This window comes from Streptomyces sp. NPDC045026, assembly GCF_056432625.1.
Window position 1 is genome coordinate 1 of sequence record NZ_JBWKIS010000053.1, and the last position, 18439, is coordinate 18439.

At 69.4% G+C, this 18439-nt stretch carries 15 protein-coding genes and 2 pseudogenes; 8 read left to right on the forward strand and 9 right to left on the reverse strand.

What is annotated here, in order from left to right; genetic code table 11:
* Positions 1-392: 392 nt before the first annotated feature.
* The 3 genes and pseudogenes from AC07EJ_RS45350 to AC07EJ_RS45360 form a co-directional block, all read right to left on the reverse strand.
* Positions 393-779 carry a hypothetical protein gene (locus AC07EJ_RS45350; RefSeq protein ID WP_478886479.1) on the reverse strand — a complete coding sequence of 129 codons (387 nt, stop codon included), beginning with the start codon at positions 777-779 and terminating at the stop codon, positions 393-395.
* Between the two features lie 125 nt (positions 780-904).
* On the reverse strand, positions 905-2404 hold the full coding sequence (locus AC07EJ_RS45355) for a multicopper oxidase family protein (RefSeq protein WP_478886490.1): 1500 nt from the start codon (positions 2402-2404) through the stop codon (positions 905-907).
* A gap of 286 nt (positions 2405-2690) precedes the next feature.
* A pseudogene (locus tag AC07EJ_RS45360) lies at positions 2691-2867 on the reverse strand (hypothetical protein); the annotation flags it as partial.
* Between the two features lie 1019 nt (positions 2868-3886).
* Between AC07EJ_RS45360 and AC07EJ_RS45365 the strand changes: the two are divergent.
* On the forward strand, positions 3887-5245 hold the full coding sequence (locus AC07EJ_RS45365; protein WP_478886480.1) for an amidase: 1359 nt from the start codon (positions 3887-3889) through the stop codon (positions 5243-5245).
* Between the two features lie 541 nt (positions 5246-5786).
* On the opposite strand, the gene AC07EJ_RS45370 is transcribed toward AC07EJ_RS45365, so the two are convergent.
* Both AC07EJ_RS45370 and AC07EJ_RS45375 read right to left on the reverse strand, forming a co-directional pair.
* A complete protein-coding gene (locus AC07EJ_RS45370; RefSeq protein ID WP_478886481.1) occupies positions 5787-7016 on the reverse strand; it encodes a TetR/AcrR family transcriptional regulator in 1230 nt (409 codons plus the stop codon).
* A 166-nt stretch (positions 7017-7182) separates the two neighbouring features.
* Complete coding sequence (locus tag AC07EJ_RS45375; RefSeq protein ID WP_478886482.1) at positions 7183-8424, reverse strand: TetR/AcrR family transcriptional regulator; 1242 nt, start codon at positions 8422-8424, stop codon at positions 7183-7185.
* A gap of 290 nt (positions 8425-8714) precedes the next feature.
* Here AC07EJ_RS45375 and AC07EJ_RS45380 point away from each other — a divergent pair, with 290 nt between their 5' ends.
* The 6 genes from AC07EJ_RS45380 to AC07EJ_RS45405 all read left to right on the forward strand — a co-directional run bounded on the left by AC07EJ_RS45380 (position 8715) and on the right by AC07EJ_RS45405 (position 14192).
* Positions 8715-9953 carry an acyl-CoA dehydrogenase family protein gene (locus AC07EJ_RS45380; RefSeq protein ID WP_393587762.1) on the forward strand — a complete coding sequence of 413 codons (1239 nt, stop codon included), beginning with the start codon at positions 8715-8717 and terminating at the stop codon, positions 9951-9953.
* A 51-nt stretch (positions 9954-10004) separates the two neighbouring features.
* Positions 10005-11195: a thiolase C-terminal domain-containing protein gene (locus AC07EJ_RS45385; RefSeq protein WP_393587764.1), complete on the forward strand. Its 1191-nt coding sequence runs from the start codon at positions 10005-10007 to the stop codon at positions 11193-11195.
* Positions 11196-11198: 3 nt separating this feature from the next.
* On the forward strand, positions 11199-12080 hold the full coding sequence (locus tag AC07EJ_RS45390) for an SDR family NAD(P)-dependent oxidoreductase (protein ID WP_478886483.1): 882 nt from the start codon (positions 11199-11201) through the stop codon (positions 12078-12080).
* Positions 12077-12535 carry an FAS1-like dehydratase domain-containing protein gene (locus AC07EJ_RS45395; protein WP_393587781.1) on the forward strand — a complete coding sequence of 153 codons (459 nt, stop codon included), beginning with the start codon at positions 12077-12079 and terminating at the stop codon, positions 12533-12535. The genes AC07EJ_RS45390 and AC07EJ_RS45395 overlap by 4 nt, the downstream gene beginning before the upstream one ends.
* Before the next feature lie 3 nt (positions 12536-12538).
* Positions 12539-12967: a MaoC/PaaZ C-terminal domain-containing protein gene (locus AC07EJ_RS45400; protein ID WP_478886484.1), complete on the forward strand. Its 429-nt coding sequence runs from the start codon at positions 12539-12541 to the stop codon at positions 12965-12967.
* A gap of 94 nt (positions 12968-13061) precedes the next feature.
* On the forward strand, positions 13062-14192 hold the full coding sequence (locus AC07EJ_RS45405) for an acyl-CoA dehydrogenase family protein (protein ID WP_478886485.1): 1131 nt from the start codon (positions 13062-13064) through the stop codon (positions 14190-14192).
* Positions 14193-14266: 74 nt separating this feature from the next.
* On the opposite strand, the gene AC07EJ_RS45410 is transcribed toward AC07EJ_RS45405, so the two are convergent.
* Positions 14267-15424: a CaiB/BaiF CoA transferase family protein gene (locus AC07EJ_RS45410; RefSeq protein WP_478886486.1), complete on the reverse strand. Its 1158-nt coding sequence runs from the start codon at positions 15422-15424 to the stop codon at positions 14267-14269.
* Between the two features lie 137 nt (positions 15425-15561).
* On the opposite strand from AC07EJ_RS45410, the gene AC07EJ_RS45415 reads away from it, so the two are divergent.
* Positions 15562-16407 (forward strand): thioesterase family protein, encoded by an 846-nt coding sequence (locus AC07EJ_RS45415; RefSeq protein ID WP_478886487.1) that lies wholly within the window; start codon positions 15562-15564, stop codon positions 16405-16407.
* Between the two features lie 13 nt (positions 16408-16420).
* On the opposite strand, the gene AC07EJ_RS45420 is transcribed toward AC07EJ_RS45415, so the two are convergent.
* The 3 genes and pseudogenes from AC07EJ_RS45420 to AC07EJ_RS45430 all read right to left on the reverse strand — a co-directional run.
* The gene (locus tag AC07EJ_RS45420; protein WP_478886488.1) at positions 16421-17473 is read right to left on the reverse strand and encodes an MBL fold metallo-hydrolase; all 1053 of its coding nucleotides are present in this window, start codon (positions 17471-17473) and stop codon (positions 16421-16423) included.
* Positions 17474-17475: 2 nt separating this feature from the next.
* Positions 17476-18279: an SDR family NAD(P)-dependent oxidoreductase gene (locus AC07EJ_RS45425; RefSeq protein ID WP_478886489.1), complete on the reverse strand. Its 804-nt coding sequence runs from the start codon at positions 18277-18279 to the stop codon at positions 17476-17478.
* A 31-nt stretch (positions 18280-18310) separates the two neighbouring features.
* Positions 18311-18439, reverse strand: a pseudogene (locus AC07EJ_RS45430) (MaoC family dehydratase); the annotation flags it as partial.

An 18439-nucleotide genomic window follows, 5' to 3' on the forward strand; every position in this document is an offset into this window, starting at 1 on the left:
CACAGCCGATCATCATGGCGCAGTGATCTTCGGCCCTGCCAGAGCGCCGGGCCGGGCGACGCGGCCGACATCCCACGCGTCGTGGCACAGCTACTTCCACCAGGGCGGATGAGGTTATCGGCAAGGGCAACTGCCCCGGCGACCACAGCCGGCAACCGGCTACTCGACCATCAAGAGGTACGGGTCGTCCCGCACCTGATCCGGAGCGGCCATTGCTGGCCCGAGCCCACGGAATGCGAGATCGCAGAGCCGCGAGCCGACTCGGATCTTCACGAGGCGCAGCGAAGCCGAACGGCGGCGGGGGCTTGAGCCCAAGTTCCCTGCGGGCAGCCACCAGGAAGGCATGATGCGCCTCTTGAACAAGCTGGAGGTGTTCGCCCACCCGGAGACCATCAGGGCAGCTCGCGACACACTTCATGCTGCCGATGCGATTCGGCTGCACTACTGCAACCGGCTCGAACAAGGGAACAGCGGTCGCGATGCCATCGCAAGATGGTGTCGGGACGGACGAGTAGCCGCAGGCGGCGCAGCACCGCACGGGGCAGCGGGGCCAGGAGCGCGGCGAGGACGACCCGGTCTGAGGGGCTGAACTTCACTTTCGACGAGCCGAGTTGGCGCTCGAGAACAGCGAGTTGGTGGCGTAGGGCGAGGATTTCGGCGACCTTGGAGTGGTCACTCGTGCGCAGCAGGCGCAGGGCGGCGAAGAGGTGAGCAGCGGTCAGGTAGGTGAGACGGAGCAGCACGAGTGACCATCCTGCGCGCCGTGCGATCGACGCCATGACTGCGGTGACCTGCTCCGACGTAATTATCGGCACACACAGGGCCGTCGGCACGGCGATCTCGCCGCTCCGACGTCGGCGCCGATGCTGACCGCTTGGGCCCCGGCTCTACGGGCGTCGGCACGTTACTTGACGATCTCCAGCACCGCCATCATGCCCGCGTCCTCATGGTTGAGGATGTGGCAGTGAAGCACGGTCTTGCCGGTGTAGTTCTTGAAGCGGGTCCGGAGGATGAGCTTCCCCTTGGCAGGCACGCTCGCCGTGTCCTGCAAGCCGTGGCCGTGGTGCGGTCGACCGTTGATGCTCATCAACTGGAATTTGTTGACGTGCACGTGGAACGAGTGTTCCTCGTTGCTGTCGTTGCGCACGGTCCACTCCTCGACCGTGTTCAGCTTGGACCGGACGTCCACCCGGTTCGGATCGAACTGCTTGCCGTTGATGTAGAACTTGCTGCCGTCCTTGTTCTCGGAGAACACGAGGGTGCGCCGGGCGGCGATCGCCGAGTGGCTCAGGTCCGCGACCGGCGCGAAGGCTGAGGTGGGCAGGGCCGCCGGGTGCGCGGAAGGTCCTTCGGAGACCAGGGTTGCCAGGGTCGCCTGCGGGAACTTGTTGCCGGCCGGCCCGGTGTTGTACGCGAGCGTCTGCAGCTGGGTACGGCCGGTCGGACCGCCCTGTACAAGCACGTCGAAGCGCGCTCCTGCCGCGAGTAGGAGCGAGTCGGCCGTCCAGATCTGGTCGACGGGGGTGCCGTCGTGGGCGATCACATGGAACCGCTGACCCTGCAGGCGGATCTTGTAGTAGATGTTGGCGCTGATGTTGGCCAGCCGCCACAGCTGGGTCTCACCCGGCCGGATGCGGATGGTCGGGTTCAGCTGACCGTTGACGGTGCGATTGGTGGACGCGCCGATGTGCAGGTTCTGGGTCCTGACCGCATCACCCTGGACCTGGAAGTCCTTGAGCCCGATGACGTGCTCGGTGATGTGGCGCAACTTCGCCGGCAGATACTCCTGCAGCCCGTCGACGATCAGGACGCCCGACATGCCCCCGGCGACCTGCGATGCCGAGATCGAGTGTGCATGTGAGTGGTACCAGTAGGTGCCGGGCCGCAGGGTGTTCGGAAACCGGTAAGCGTAGTGAAACGTCTGGCCGGGATTGATATGGACGAAGATGTTGTCGGAGTTGCCGCTCGGCGACACATGAAGTCCATGAACATGCAGATTGGTGAACTCGTTCAGCGAGTTCTTCATGGACAGGTCCACCTTGTCCCCCGGCCGGATGCGCAGCGTGGGAGGCATGTAACTGCCGTTGTAGGTGAGGGCCCACAGCTTGCGGCCGCCCACCTCGACCTTTCGCCTCTCAACGACGAGTTCCCCCCGCAGGACCCCGTTGCGGCTCACCATCTGCGCCGGCTCCTTCAGCGGCGCGCCCTGCGCAACCATCGGCGACTGCAGGGGAACAGCCGCCGTCTGCGCCTGCGCCGGTTCCCGCTCCGGCGGCTGCCCGCCGGAACACCCACCGACCAGGAGGGCGATGACGACAACGACGGCAGTGGCCAGTTCGGGCAGCTTGAACCGAGACCGCATTACCTCTCCACTCCTTGGACTCCCACATCGCACGTAGCTCACCCCCAGCAAGCACGTGATCCCGCCCGCGCGCTACCCCGGTGGAGCGTTCGCGCGACACAGCCACCCCCGATGTAGGGACGTCGCCCGGGCCTCCGGCGCGGACGACGGTCCACTGGGGTGTGGGCATTCCTGTGGTTGGGATCCGCCGAATCCGGAGGATGCGGAGACCGCGGGCCTGATCAACCGCGGATGCCGGGCAAACCGAGTGCATCTGGGGGTCAAGGCTCGGCGCACCATCGGTGACCAGGTGCGTGGCCGCCCGGCCAAGGACCTGCTGCGCGGGATAGCCCAGCAGCTCCTCGGCGGCCGGACTCCACGCGATCACGATGCCCTCGTCGTCGACCACGAATGACGCCGCGCGCGTCCCGCCCTCCACGGCGCCGTTCCTGCGGCGGCTGCTGTCTGTCGACTCGTTCATGATCACCCGACCGTTCTCACGCTGGGTCCAGTGCCGGTCGTACATCCAAGTCTGACCGGGGCGTCCTGACTCGGCACTTTGTTCGGCTCCATCGTCCGTTCTAGTCGATCTTGACTGTTTGGCGAGCGGGGAGGGCGGCGTGGGTTTGATCCTGTTCCCCGGAGACGGCGACAGCAGCAGTCTGGATGTTGCCTGGTCCTGCACCGGCTTCGTCCTCCTTCCGGAAGGAGGTGGCACGGGCCCGGGGGATCCGTTCTCTCCGAGATGCGGGGCTTAGGCGGAACCGGCTCGGCGTGCAGCAATATTCGCGTTGCGTGGCTCGCACTGGCGCGATGGCGGCCATGGGCGCGCCCCCGGCACCTCCCCGTCGTTCTGCGTGGCCGGCCGCCGGTCAGCCGGACGGATCGATCTTCTGACGGGCGTTGCCGTGCAGGCCGCTGCGAAACCCCCGACCGGCGTGGCTTCCAGTCCTGAAAGGTTGCGGGTTTTCACGTGGCCGGTCCGCCAGCCTGGTGTCGTCGGGTTTTGGAAGAACGCCTCGACTCTTGCGGATGTGGGGGCAGTTCTGGCACTGGTACCCAGGTGAGCGGCGACCTCCGGATGTTCCCAGAGCTGCTGGTCGTCGCCGTCTTGTCCTCGTCGTTCGTCGTTGATGAGCGTAGGCAATTCACGGTGGACGTACGACAAAGGCCGCCCCTGCCGGAGTGGCGTGGGGCGGCCGCGCTCATGCATTTCGGTCAGGCCTGACGAGGCGGTTTGAGAGATCGAGGGCGACGGTGGCGAGCATGAGGGCAGAGCACAAGCCGATCACCTTGTGAAGGGTCGGACGGACCAGGCGTGGCCAGCCATCCGGAACGGCGGGCCAGGAGGCGAGAGGTACCTCGGTGGTGGCCAGGCCGAGGTGGCTGGCGGCGAGTACGGGTTCACCGGCACCTACCAGCGGACCAAGCTCTACGTCCAGGAAGGTCTTCTGGGTTGGCCGGTCCGGCCACGGTCCGCTCTTCCGCCCCGCAGGCTTGCGGCCTACGATCTCCGCCACATCCGCAAACTACTGGGGAGTACGTGTGACGGGATGGACCGGCCGCACCGCCGTCGAGGTCGCCGATGCCGTGCGGCGCAACGAGGTGACGCCTCGTGAGGTTGTTGCGGAACACCTGGAACGCATCGGGCGGATAGACGAACGCTTCGGCGCCTTCCGGGCCGTACTGGCCAAGGAGGCGCTGGCCGCCGCCGATGCACTCGCCGACGCTAAGGACCGCACAGACCTGCCGCTCGCGGGTGTGCCCGTTGCGATCAAGGACAACGTCCCGGTCGCTGGACAGGCCACTCGTAACGGCAGTGCGGCCTCGCCGACCGCACTCGCAGCCGCCGACCACGAGACCGTCCGCCGCCTGCGTGCCGCCGGGGCCATCGTCATCGGACTCACCCATGTTCCCGAACTGTGCGTCTTCGGTACGACAGACGGCGCCCACGGTGTCACCCGTAACCCCTGGGAGCCGACTCGCAGTTCCGGTGGCTCCTCCGGCGGCAGCGCTGCGGCGGTCGCCGCAGGGCTGGCACCGATCGCGCTCGGAGCTGACGGGATGGGTTCCATCCGGATCCCCTGCGCGTGCTGCGGACTGGTGGGTCTCAAGCCGGGCGCGGGGACGGTGCCGTGTGAGCTGGGCACCAACGGGTGGTACGGCATGGCGGAGAACGGCCCCATCGCTACCACCGTCGCTGACGCCTGGCTGATGTACCAGGTGCTTGCTGGTGTGGAAGAGCCGTCCCACGAGCCTTCGGCGAGCGGGCCACTGCGCATAGCCGTCTCCACACGCAGCCCCATCCCTGGTGTCACCGTCAGCCGTGGGTGGGCCCGGGGCGCGCGCGAAGCCGCCCGGTTGCTCACCCAGGCAGGCCACCATGTCGAGGCCGCGGACCCGCCCTACCCCTGGTGGCTGGGTATCGCCGCGACCGCACGCTGGACCGCCGGCACGGCCAACGACGCTGCCCATCTCGACCCCAGACAGCTCGCACCACGCACCCGTCGTCACGCCGCCATCGGCCGCCTGGTGCAACGTAGCCCGCTGCCCGACACTGACCACCGGTCACAACTGCGCGACCGCATGCTCCCGTTCTTCGAGCGCCACGACGCGCTGCTCACCCCGGCCCTCGCCCGCCCCGCGCCCTCGGCGAAGGACCGGCACCGCCGGGGCTGGACGTCCAACCTGCTCGCCAACACCCGGTTCAGCCCCTTCACTCCGCCCTGGAACCTCGCGGGCTGGCCGGCTGCGGCCGTGCCCTTCGGTTCCTCGGAGCGGGCGGACCGCTCGCCGTATGCCGTCCAGTTGGTCGCCCCCTCCGGAAGTGAGGAGCGGCTGTTGGCCCTCGCGGGAGATCTGGAACGCCTACGCCCTTGGGTCCGCCTCGCGCCCGTCGACTGACCTGCGGCGGCGCCTCGACTCCTCGAGGCGCCGCCGTTGTTGCTGTAGGAGTAGTCGACGGAGAACATGATCTGACCGAACCCGATCGGGTGGAGCGCCGCGGCGAACGGCGCGTAGTCGAAGACGCCGACCATAGTGATGTGGAAGTTCTGCGTGAAGTAGTTCCTCACCAGTCGGTCGAGTGGAGGGCTGGGAATCGGTCGAAGACTCCGCCAACGCCTTGTCGGGCGACAAGGCGGCGGCGTACGGCAACTGCCGTGCATCCGCTGCGTCTTGTGCCCAACCGTCGTCCATTGGCACAAAGTAGCGGCGCGGCCACGAGCGCGAGCCCGTTTCACCAACGCTGCCCCTCAAGAGCCCGGCAGAGTCGGAAACGAGCGCCGCGCAGGCTCGACCCAGCGCCCTGCGCCGGACTGTCACCGTCCGCAGGCTCCGTCGTCCGCGCGCCGCCGAGTTGGAGATCCAAATCCTCGGCGGGTACGCCTGCACCCCGACCTGCCTGGCGGGTACCTGGTGATCGGCACGGTGGAGAGGCGGTCCATCAGGACGCGGGCGGACGACATGTCGACGCACCGGCGCGGGGGAGCAGGAACTCGAGCAGCAGCTCAGGTGTGGCCGCGGGGGGCATCTGGGTGCCGTCCTTGCCGAGAGCGGCTTCCCGGGCGGCGGAACCGGCCGCCGCGAACAAGCAGTGGGCTTCGGCGACTTCAAGGCCGGGACACACCTGACACAGGATCTCCGCGGAGACGAGGCGGATGTCGGAGAGGCGGCGGGCGACGCGGGCCCGGTCGGTCGGCGGGAGCGCGTGGGCGTCGCGCGCATAGTCGGTGGTGATGTCCGGTGTCGCGAAGGCCACTTGCGCGTACGCCTGCACGAGGAGGCGCAGTGCGTGGGGCGCGCTCTCCGCTTCCTCCATGGCCTTGTCGACGGCAACCTCCAGCCGGGAGACGGCGAAGTCGCACGCGTCCGCGAGGATCTCTGCCTTGCTCGCGTAGCTGCCGTACACGGTCGGTCCTGCGATTCCCGCCGCTCGGCCGATCTCGTCGATGCCGACGCCGCTGTAGCCCTGCGCACGGAACAGCGTCAAGGCGGCGTCGCGGATCTGCCGGCGCCGCGAATGGGGTGGCCGCCAGGGCGGGGACGGGAGGCGCGGGTCCGGCAGTTGCCCACCTCGGTACGGCGCGGCCAGGAGCAGTCGCATGACCGCGTCCTCGACAAGACGGGCGGTACGGGGCCCGTGCGAGCCGGGGTTCCGTCGTGCCAGCATCATCAGCACACCGTTCACAGAACGCTGGCGCTGGAGCGTCTCGGAGTGGCTCAGCCACGGGTTGCAGGCGAGGATCGCCGTGGACCAGCTGGTGGCGATCCGGCGTGCGGCGGCGCGCAGTTGATCGCGGTCGGCTGCGGTGAGCCGGTGACGCTCGGTCAGATAGGTGGTGAGCCAGGCCGGTCTGCCGAGGGCAAGGTCCATGGTGCGCCGGACCATGACGCGCAGCCTTTCGGCGGGCGGCATCGGCGCGGGTATCGCCTCGGCGCAGCGGCTGACCTGGTCGAGACAGTCGAGCAGGATCGTACGCAGCAGAGCATCCTTGCTCGGGAAGTGGCGGTAGATGGCGCCCGGCGTGACGCCCACCTGCGAGGCGATGTCACTGATGGACGCTCCCGAGAAGCCTCGCGTGGCGAAGAGGCCGGCCGCTGCCGCCTCGATGACGGCCCGACGGTCCCTGGGGCGCCGCTTGGCGCCGTTCCGGTTCGCTTGCTGGTGCGCCATTCGATCCCCGTCGGCCCTCTCCCGGTGCACGTCCACAAGTGATGAACCATGCGCCCGCGACATGGCCGCGCTTCAGTGCCTGCCCTGGTGATTGTCTGCGAGACCACCGCGCCAAGTAAAGACCGGATCGGGACACCGGATCGGAGGGTGGAGCGGAAGAGTGGCCTCACGCCTCCGTGGGCAAGTCTGCGCGCACGAAGTGCTCGACGAGCGCGACGGCCGCGGCCTCCGACGGGCGGTTCCTGTGCAGCAGGGAGACCTCTTGGATGGCGCTCGTCCCAGCGGCGACCAGCGCCATCGCCTCCGCTTCGGCCAGGTCGGTCCGCACCTGCATCAACACGGCCGCGCAGACCTGGCGGAAGTCCGTGCGACGCCGGTGGTTGCGCAGCCGGTCGGCCTGCGGGAGGGAGCCGTCCTCACGGGTCGCGATGGCGACGATGTCCGCGTTGGCGTACACGGTGGCAGTGTAGGAGCGGGCGATCAGGCTGATGGCCTCGTCGGCGGAGGTGGCCGCTTCGAGTGCGTCCTCCAGGGCGAGTTCCACCTTGGCGATGGCGTGGTCGGAGGCGTCGACGAGGATGTCGGACTTGCTGTCGTAGGTCGAGTAGACCGTCGGCCCGGACAGCCCGGCCGCCTTTCCGATCTGGTCGATCCCCACACCGTGGTAACCGTGCTGCCGGATGAGTGCGGCTCCGGTGTCACGGATCTGCTGTCGCCGCGACCGCGGGGGCGACCAGGTGCGGCGCGCCTTCTTCGTCGTGGTGCGCGTGGCGACAGGTGCCGGGGCGAGCAGCATGGAGAGGGTCGACTGTGTGAACAGCGACTCGAGGCGCCGCTTCACCAGTGCCTCGGGCTGGCGGGCCAGCAGGCCGAGCACGCCGTTGAGCGCCCGGCGTCGGGCGGCGGCGTCGGCCGGGGTGAGCGTCGGATTGGCCGTCCGGATGAGCTTCTTCCACTCGTCGGCGAGCTTCTGCTCGCCGGCGTGGAGCTCCTCCCTGGCCGCCTCGGGAAGGGAACGTGCCGCCTGAAGGTAGGTGGTGACCTGGGCGGCGTGTGAGTGGGCGAGGCGCACCGTGCTGCGGACGGCGTGCTCCAGCTGCTCGTACGGCTCGGCCTCGGGGAGCGGTTCGAGAGCGTCGAGGAAGGAGCCGAGGCAGCCCGAGAGGATGCTCTGTAGCAGCGCCTCCTTGTTCTTGAAGTGCCGGTACAGAGCCCCGGGGGTGATCCCCACCTGGAGGGCGATGTCGCCGACCCCGGTGGTGGCGTAGCCGTGTTCGGCGAAGAGTTCGGTGGCTACCCGCTCGATCGTGGCCCGGCGGTCCTTGGGGCGCCGGGCGCGCGGGGAGGCAGCGCCCGCAGCCTGTTCCGAAGGGGCGTCGGCCGTTGTGCCGCCACTGCTCACCGTCATGCCGATCCCGTTCCGCTTCGGTACACCGTCCCGTGCCGGTGCTGCTCCGAACATAGCTTCACTTATGGGCGTGGAGGTAGTCGGCGCCCGGCGCCCCGCTTCCGCCGACCGGGGCGCTGCCTTTGATGTGAAAGATCATTTCTGGCTCCTCTGGGGCTCCCCGGGGAGGCTGCTTGTGGCGATCCGTGAAGAGAATGCCCGGATATTGCCGTAAATGAGACCGGCTTTTGCGCGACGGAGCCGACGGCCTCCCTTGACAGTGCTCCGCGTTAAGTGAATAGTCGTTCGGTATGGAAGACGTTACGGCACCTCCGCTGGAGGAGTATCTGGATGAGGCTCGCGCGTGGCTGGCGGCCAATGTGGCGCCGCGTCCGCAGCGCGGCGAACTTGCCTGGGGTGTGGGATCGGACCGCGTTTCGCTGTTCCGTGACTACTCCCCGGAGGAGGAGCGCGCGCACGTCGAGCAGGTGCGGGCCTGGCAGCGCAAGAAATTCGACGCCGGGTACGGTGCGATCGCCTGGCCGGTGGAGTACGGCGGCGCCGGGCTGCCCCGCGCTTACGAGCAGGCGTTCCTCAAGCTGGAGCGGCGGTACGACATCCCGACGCTCTCCGAGGCCGTCTCCATCAGCCTGGAGATCGAGGCGCCGACCATCCTGGCCCTGGGTACCGAGGCGCAGAAGCGGCAGTACCTGCGCGGACTGCGCCGCGCTGACCTGATGTGCTGCCAGATGTTCTCCGAGCCCAGCGCCGGCTCCGACCTCGGCGCCATCTCCACCCGGGCTGTCCGCGACGGCGACGAGTGGGTCATCGACGGCCAGAAGGTGTGGACCTCCGGTGCCCAGCACGCTGACATCGGCTACGCCATCTGCCGCACCGGCAAGGATGCGCCGCGCCGCGAGGCCTTCACCGCGTTCCTCGTCCCCATGGACGCGTCCGGTGTGACGGTTCGTCCGCTGCGTCAGATGACCGGAGGCTCCAACTTCAACGAGGTCTTCTTCGACGGCGTCCGTGTTCCCGACTCCGCCCGTATCGGCGAGGTCGGCGGGGGCTGGGGCGCCATGATGACGACGCTCGGCTTCGAACGCGCCTCCGCCGCCCAGGGGGGCGGAGGCGCCGGGCCGGACATCATCGGCCGGCTGATCCTGACCGCCCAGAAGTTCGGGCGCACCGACGAGCCGGTGATCCGACAGGGCTTCGCCGACCTCTACGCCAAGAACCGTATGCGCTCGTGGCTGCTGCAGCGCTCGGCCGCCCGGCTGCGGGCCGGTGGTGTGCCCGGGCCCGAGGGGTCCATCTCCAAGCTGGCGGTCACCCGTTGGCTGCAGGACGCCGGTGAGCTGGCGACCTCCCTCATCGGTCCTGCCGTGGTCGCGGACACCGGTGAATGGGGCACCTACGCCTGGTCCGAGCTGATCTGCGGGTTCCCGGGCGCCCGGCTCGGCGGCGGCACCGACGAGATCCAGAAGAACACCATCGCCGAACGAGCCCTGGGTCTGCCGCGTGAGCCCCGCCCCGACAGGCCGGCCTGACCGCTCGTCGTATCGGCGCAGCCCCCTCAACTCACCTTAGGAGTAACAGACATGACGGTACGTACGTTCGTCATCGGTGTGGGCATGACCAAGTTCGAGAAGCCCGGATCCCGCGACTGGGACTACATCGAGATGGGCCGCGAGGCCGGCGGAGCCGCACTCGCCGACGCGGGGATCGCCTACGACAAGGTGCAGCGGGCCTTCGCCAGCTATGCGCACGGCGACTCCTGCTACGGAAACCGGGCCCTGTACGAACTGGGCATGACCGGCATCCCCATGGTCAACGTCCACAACAACTGCGCCTCCGGCGTCTCGGCCCTCTACCTCGCGAGGGAAGCGGTCAAGTACGGCCAGGCGGACTGCGTGATGGCGATGGGCTTCGAGAAGATGCAGGCCGGTGAGATCGCGATGGCCTACGCCCACCGGCCGTCGCCCATGCGCAAGCAGATCAAGGCCATGTGGACCAAGCGCGGACGCGTCAACACGCCCATCGCCGCCCAGATGTTCGGCAACGCCGCACTGGAGCACATGGAGAAGTACGGCACCACCGTGGAGACCTGGGCCAAGGTCTCGGAGAAGAACTACTCGCACGCGGCCAACAATCCGCGCTCGCAGTTCCAGACCCCGCGCACGGTCGACGAGATCCTCGCCGCACCCATGATCCACGAACCGTTGACCCGGATGATGTGCTGCCCTACCTCGGACGGCGGCGCCGCGGTCATCATCGCCAGCGAGCGCTTCGTGGCCGAGAACGACCTCTGGGACCGCGCCGTCGAGGCCACCGCGATGGCGATGACCTCCGACACCCCGGACACCTTCGACGGCACCGACCGCGGCATCGTCGGCTGGCACATGAACCGTCGGATCGCCGAACAGGTCTACGAGGAGTCGGGCATCGGACCGGAGGACATCCAGGTCGTCGAACTGCACGACTGCTTCGCGCCGGCGGAGGTGCTGCTCTACGAAGCGCTCGGCCTGTGCCCCGAGGGCAAGGGCGGAGAGCTGCTCCTGTCGGGTGCCACGACCTACGGCGGGCAGTGGGTCGTCAGCCCCTCCGGCGGCCTGCTCTCCAAGGGCCATCCGCTCGGCGCCACCGGCCTGGCCCAGTGCGCCGAACTCACCTGGCAGCTGCGCGGCGAGGCCGACAGGCGCCAGGTCGACGGGGCCCGTGCGGCCCTGCAGCACAACCTCGGACTCGGCGGCGCCGGTGTCGCCGCCATCTACCAGAAGGTGAACCGATAAATCATGGGAAAGCTTGACGGACGCGTAGCCGTCGTCACCGGCGCCGGTGGCGGACTTGGACGCGAGGAAGCCCTGCTCCTGGCTGCCGAAGGCGCCCAGGTCGTGGTGAACGACATCAAGGGCGCACAGAACACCGTGGACGACATCACCGCCGGCGGCGGCCGGGCCGTCGCGGTCGAGGGCAGCGTCTCCGATCTGTCGGTCGGCGAGGCGATGGTCGAGGCCGCCGTGCAACACTTCGGCGACCTGCACGCCATCGTCAACAACGCCGGCTTCATCCGGGACGCCCTGCTGGTCAAGATGACCGAGGAGCAGTTCGACTCGGTGCTCGAGGTCCATCTCAAGGGCACCTTCGCGCTGACCCGCGCCGCGGCCACGTACTGGGTGGGCCGGGCCAAGGCCGGCGAGGCCGCCGACCGCTCCATCGTCAACACGACGTCCGGCGCCGGACTGCACGGCAACCCCGGGCAGTTCAACTACTCCGCCGCCAAGGCCGGAGCCGCCATGATGGCCGTCACCGCCGCCATCGAGCTCAAGAAGTTCGGCGTCCGCGCCAACGCCATCGCCCCGGTCGCCGGGACCGGCCCGGTCCTTGCCACCCCCGGCCTGGGCGACATGATCGCCAAGGCCGCTGAGGCCAACGGCGGCTTCGACTCCTTCGACCCGGCCAACATCGCGCCGCTGGTCGGCTACCTCGCCGGCGCCGACTGCCCGTTCACCGGCCAGGTCTTCTCCGTGCAGGGCGGACACGTCGGCCTGTACCAGGGCTGGTCCATCGAGCACGAGGTCGACCGCAAGGGCCGCTGGACCGTCGAGGAACTGTCCGCCGAGCTGGACGCCTGGCCGACCCGCATCAAAGTCAACCGCCAGAAGGTCGCCCTCTGACCGGCGCGCCGCCGCCCCACCTAGGAGTACGCACCATGAGCTACACCATGCCGATCGAGCTCGGCAAGATCCGTGAGTTCTCGCGGGCCGTCAAGTCGCGGAACCCGGCCCACAAGGGCGACAACCCCGTGATCCCGCCGACCTTCCTGGTCAGTTCCCGCACGCTGTGGGAGCCCGCCAAGGAGTCCGGGATTGCCAAGCTGGGCTTCGACTTCAAGCGCATCCTGCACGGCGAGGAGGAGTACGTCTTCCACGCCCCGCTCCCGCGCGCCGGCCAGACGCTCACCTGCGAGGCCAAGGTCCTGGAGACCTACGAGAAGCCGGGCAGGCGCGGCGGCAGCATGCGCTTCGGCGTCGTGGTCACCGAGTTCCGCGACGAGCAGGGCGAACTGGTCGCCGAGTGCCGCAGCACCCTGGTCGAGACCGAGAAGGCGCCGAAGAAGGAAGAGGCTTGAGCCATGAGCGACACCGTCACCACCGACAAGTTCTATCTGGCGGTCGGTCAGGAAGCGGAGCCCTTCACCTTCCCCCCGCTGACCCGCACCGACTTCGTCAAGTACCAGGGCGCCTCGGGTGACTTCCACCCGCTGCACCACGACGACGAGTTCGCGAAGAAGACCGGCTTCCCGTCGGTGTTCTCCGTGGGCATGCTGCAGGCCGGACTCCTGGCCACCTACGTCACCGACTGGCTCGGCGTGGAGACGCTGCGCAGCTTCAAGGTCCGCTTCGCCGACCAGTGCTGGCCCGGCGACGAGCTGACCTGCAGCGCCATCGTCACCGAGGTCGAGGAGACCGAGCAGGGCCGCAGGGTGGTCCTGGATCTCTTCTGCCGCCGCCAGAGCGGCAGTTACGCCCTCAAGGGCGACGCGGAGTTCCTGCTTCCCTGACCGGCCCGCAGGACCGATGCACCGGACCGGGGCGGGCAGCCCGACAGCGCCCGCCCCGGACGGGCAACAGCACACACTCGAGAGGAAGAGCCCCGTGGAGTGGGTCTACAGCGAGGAGCAGGAAGAGCTTCGCAGCACCGTCAGGCGTTTTCTCCGGGACAAGGTGCCCGGCGAGGAGGTGCGCCGGGTGATGGAGACGGAGCTCGGCCACGACCCGGCGGTGTGGCGGCAGATGGCGGACCAGATCGGTCTGCAGGGGCTCGCCGTGCCGGAGGAGTACGGCGGCGCCGGCTTCGGCCTCGTCGAACTGTCCGTCGTACTGGAGGAGATGGGCAGGACACTGCTTCCCGCGCCCTACTTCGCCAGTGTGGCGCTCGCCGCCAACGTCCTGCTCACCAGCGGCGACGAGGCGGCCAAGAAGGATCTGCTGCCCGGCATCGCCTCGGGTGACACCATCGCGACGCTCGCGCTGGCCGAGGACGGCGGGAGCTGGGACCCGGGCGCGGTGCGCATGACCGCACGCCGGGAGGGCGAGCGCTACCTGCTCACCGGACACAAGAACTTCGTCCTGGACGGACACATCGCCGACCTGGTCCTCGTCGTCGCCAGGACGGACGCGGGGCTGAGCCTGTTCGCCGTGGACGGAGATCTGCTGGGCCTGTCCCGGACCCCGCTGACCACACTGGACGCCACCCGGCGACAGGCTCGTCTCGCCTTCGACGCGCTTCCGGGGCGCCTGATCGGCACGGACGGCGGGGCCGAGCCCGGCCTGGTCAAGGCACTCGACATCGCGGCCGCGCTGCTGGCCTGCGAGCAGATGGGCGGAGCCCAGCACTGCCTGGAGTCCGCGGTGGAGCACGCCAAGGAGCGCGTCCAGTTCGGCCGCGTGATCGGATCGTTCCAGGCGGTCAAGCACAAGCTCGCGGACATGTTCGTGGACATCGAACTGGCCCGTTCGGCCGCGCAGTACGCGGTCTGGCAGGTGGCCGAGGACACCGACGAGGCCGGGGCGGCGGCCAGTGTCGCCAAGGCGTACTGCTCGCTCGCCTACTGGAACACGGTCGTCGAGACGGTGGAGGCACACGGCGGCATCGCCTTCACCTGGGAGCACGACACCCACCTCTACTACAAGCGGGCCAAGAGCACGCAGGTGCTGCTGGGTGACCCGGTGCACCACCGCGAACTCATCGCCCAACGTGTGGGCTTCGCGGAGCCGGCCGTCTGAACGGCTCGCCCACGCCGTGCCGCCTGAAGCCCCCGTCCGGCCGGACGGGGGCTTCAGGCATGGGGGAGGAAGCGTCAGGCGATGACGCCCCGATCGGCCAGCGCGTCCAGTTCCGCCCTGGTGAGGCCGGCGTCGCCCAGTACCTCGCGGGTGTGCTCGCCGACCACGGCCGCGACACCGGGCTCCGGCGCCGGGGTGCCCAGGAAGCGCGGAGCCGCGTTGGGCGCGAGCGAACCGTCGGCGGTGGTCACGAACGTATGGCGGGCGACATGGTGCGGATGCCGGGCCGACTCGGCGATGCCGAGCACAGGACTGACGCAGGTCTCCCGTCCCTCGAAGGCGGCCGCCCACTCGGCGCGGGTGCGCGCGGAGAACACCTCCGCCATACGGGACTTCATCGCGGGCCAGGCGGCGACATCGTGCTGCCGGGCGAACAGCGGTTCCTCGCCGAGACCCAGGACGGACAGGGTCTCGGCCCAGAACTGCGGCTCCACACACCCGACGGCCATGTGACCGCCGTCCGCACAGCGGTAGACCGCGTACCACGGGGCGTTGCCCGCATAGGCGTTGGCGGGGTGCCGGCCGTCCGTCCACTGGCCCCGATGAATCGGCCCGAACAGGCCCGCCAGTTGCGAGACCACGCCGTCGACCATGGCCGCGTCCACCACCTGGCCGCGGCCGGTGGTGCGGGCACTCAGCAGGGCCGAGGTCAGGCCGAAGGCCAGCAGCATGCCCCCGCCGCCCATGTCGCCCACCAGGTTGAGCGGGATGACGGGTTCGCCGTCGGCGGGCCCGGTGTTGTGCAGGACGCCGGTGGCCGCGAGGTAGTTGACGTCGTGTCCGGCGGCCTGGGCGAGCGGTCCCTCCTGGCCGTAGCCGGTCATCCGGCCGTACACCAAGCGAGGGTTGACCGACAGGAGCTGGTCGGGGCCGATGCCCAGACGCTCCGCGACGCCCGGCCGGAAGCCTTCGGTGACCGCGTCGGCGGTCGCCACCAGGCGGTGCACCGCGGCGACGCCGTCAGCGCTCTTGAGGTCGACGGCCACGGACTTCTTGCCCCGCTGGATGACGGGGTAGTGGCTGCGGCGGCCGTGCTGGGCGACCGGGTCGAGGCGGATCAGCTCGGCGCCCTGGTCGGCGAGGAGCATGCCGCAGTAGGGGGCCGGGCCGATGCCGCCCAGTTCGATGACGCGGATCCCGGTCAGGGGGCCGGCGCCGGTGGGGGTGCTCATGGACTTCCCTCGCGATTAAGTGAATGATTACTTCAGCTATATGCGGGCTCGATGTGTAGTCACTGCCATGGTAGTTTGACATCGATATTTCAGTAAGTGAATGACGGTTTTGAATTGATGCTGAGGAGTGATCGAGTATGCAGCCTTCCCCGGCAGCCATGGGCGCCACCCGCGGTCCCCGGTCCTTCGCCGAGGCCACCGCGGTCGACGAGGTGGACGAGGGGTGCTTCGCCGCGCACATCGCGCCGGAGTGGGGGTTCCGCGGCAAACCGAACGGCGGCTATCTGATGGCCCTCGCCGCCCGCGCCGCGCTCGCGGCGACCGGGCGAGCGCATCCGCAGGCGGTGACCGGGTCGTTCGTACGGACGCCGAACGACGGCCCGGCCGTCATACGCGTCGAGACACTCAAGTCCGGGCGGCAGGTCACCCATGTGCGGGCCGTCGTCCACCAGCAGGGCGAGGCGGTCCTGGACTCGCTGATCGTCCTGGGGGACCGGCCGGAGGTGCGCGCTGTGTGGACGGGCGTCCCCGATCCGCTGCCGGCGCCCTTCGACGAGTGCGTACCGGTCCCGCGCAAACCCGGCCGGGTCGGACTGCTGGAACGCCTCGACATCCGCTACGACCCCGCGGCCTCGCCGGCGCGCGGGCAGACGGCCCCGTCGGCCGCCGGCCGCCGCGCGGAGGCACGCATCCGGGCTTGGGTCGGCTTCGCCGACGGTAGCGCCCCCGACGCCCTCGCCGCTCTCCTCGCGGCCGACGTGCTCCCGGCCTCGGTGCAGAACATCGGCCGCCCGGGCTGGGCGCCCACCGTGCAGATGTCCACCTACGTACGCGCGCTGCCGGGCCCCGGGCCGCTGGCGGTCTGCGTCGCCGGGCGGCTGCTGGACGACCGCTGGTTCGACGAGGTGGCCGACGTCTACGACGTGAACGGCGTACTGGTGGCCCAGGGCCGCCAGTTGGCGCTGGTCGCGGTGGGTGGCTGACGGCCGGTCAGGTCTAGTCGGCCGTCGGCCACCAGCGCACCGGTTCCGTACCCGCATCGCGTACTTCGCCGCGTGTGCGCAGCAGCACGAGGTGGGCCAGCGTCTCGCCGAGCGCGAAGCGCTGCGACTGGGGGCTGAACCCGTCCCAGGGCCTGGACCAGCTCAGCTGCTGGCACAGCCACCAGCCTGTCGCGCCCGGCGCGGCACGCAGCACGGTCAGCAACTCGGCCAGACGAGCGGCATGGTGGCGTCCCATCTGGTCGAGGCGGGGGCCGAGGCCGCGGAACCGGTATTCGTGCGCCGGCAGCACTTCGTCCACGTCCAGACGCCCCAGCCGGTCGAGCGACAGCAAGAAGCGGGTCAGCGGATCGCTGCCCCAGTCGGTGCCAAGCACGGAGATCTGGGGGGTGATTCGAGGGAGCACATGGTCGCCGGAGAACAGCAGGCGGCGCTCGGGTACGTGGAAGCAGGAGTGCCCGGGAGTGTGCCCCGGCGTCCACACGACCTCGAGGTCGAGGCCGCCGCCCGCGCGGATCTTCTCACCGTCCTCCAGCAGGAGGTCCGCCCGCGGGGGAGTGGTGAACCGCTCCAGCCGCATCTCGGCGATCGCCGCGTCGGCGACGGACGGCGGAGCACCGTGTGCCGCCATCTGGCCGGCCAGTTCCCGGCCCCAGCGGTCGGCATCCGCCGGAATGTGACCGACCGCCTCGGCGTCGAGCCGGTGCATGGCCACCCACGCACCTGACGCCTGTCGGACCCGGTTCGCGAGCCCGAGGTGATCGGCATGATGATGGGTGACCAGCACCCCGGTGACGTCGCCCACGTCGTGCCCGGTCGCGGTGATGCCGCGGGTGAGCGCCTGCCAGCTCTGCTTGCTGTCCCAGCCGGCGTCGACCAGGACCAGGCCTGACCAGGTCTCCAGGGCGTAGACGAGGACATAGCGCAGGGGATTGTCCGGGATGGGTACGGGCAGGGACCACAAGCCCTCGCCCACCCGCTCGACACCTGGCAGGACGCCGTCCTGCCAGGCCTGCCACTGCTCGACGCCGGTGATTTCGACAGCCATGGTCAGCCTTTGCCGCCGTTGACACTGAGGCACTGGCCGGAGACGTAGTCGGTCTCCGGGAGGCACAGGGCGTAGACGGCTCCGGCGGCCTCCTGCGGAGTGCCCGGCCGGCCCAGCGGAATCTGCGCGGCGGCAGTGGCCGCGAACTGGGCGTTCACCCCGGCCTTGATCTTCCGGCCCTCGATCTCGACGAACGCGCCCGCATCGGCCACGGCCTCGGTCATCCGGGTGAGGATCCAGCCGTAGGCGACGGCGTTGACATTGACCTTGTACCGCCCCCACTCCTTGGCGAGTGACTTGGTCAGGCCGATCAGACCCGCCTTGGCGGAGGCGTAGTTGGCCTGGCCCGCGTTGCCGAGGACGCCCGACGCAGAGGAGATGTTGACCACCTTGCGGTGGTACTCGGTCGGGTTGGCCCTGATGTAGGGCTGGGCGGCGCGCAGGATGCGGAACGGCGCCTTGAGGTGCACGTCGAGGATGGCGTCCCACTGCTCGTCAGTGAGCTTCTGGATGACGTTGTCCCAGGTGTAGCCCGCGTTGTTCACGATGATGTCGAGTCCGCCGAGGGAGTCGACGGCGGTGGTCACGAAGCGCTCAGCGAAATCAGCGGCGGTCACCGACCCGACGCAGACCACGGCGTCGCCGCCGAGCGCCTTGATGTCCGCGGCGGTCTCGTCGGCCGGCGCCGCGTCCAGGTCGTTGACCACGACCCTCGCCCCTTCGGCGGCGAACTTGAGCGCGATCTCCCGCCCGATGCCCCGGCCCGATCCGGACACGAGGGCGACCTTTCCTTCGAGGGTTCCCATGACGGCCTGCTTTCCGGTGAGTGAGGGTGGGTCAGTTCGAGTTGCGTCCCGGGCGGCCGGGCTGTTCGCCGCCGCGCTCCTTGATGTACGTCTCGGTGGGGACCATCACCTTGCGGCGGAACACGCAGACCAGCGTGCCGTCCTGCTTGTAGCCCTTGGT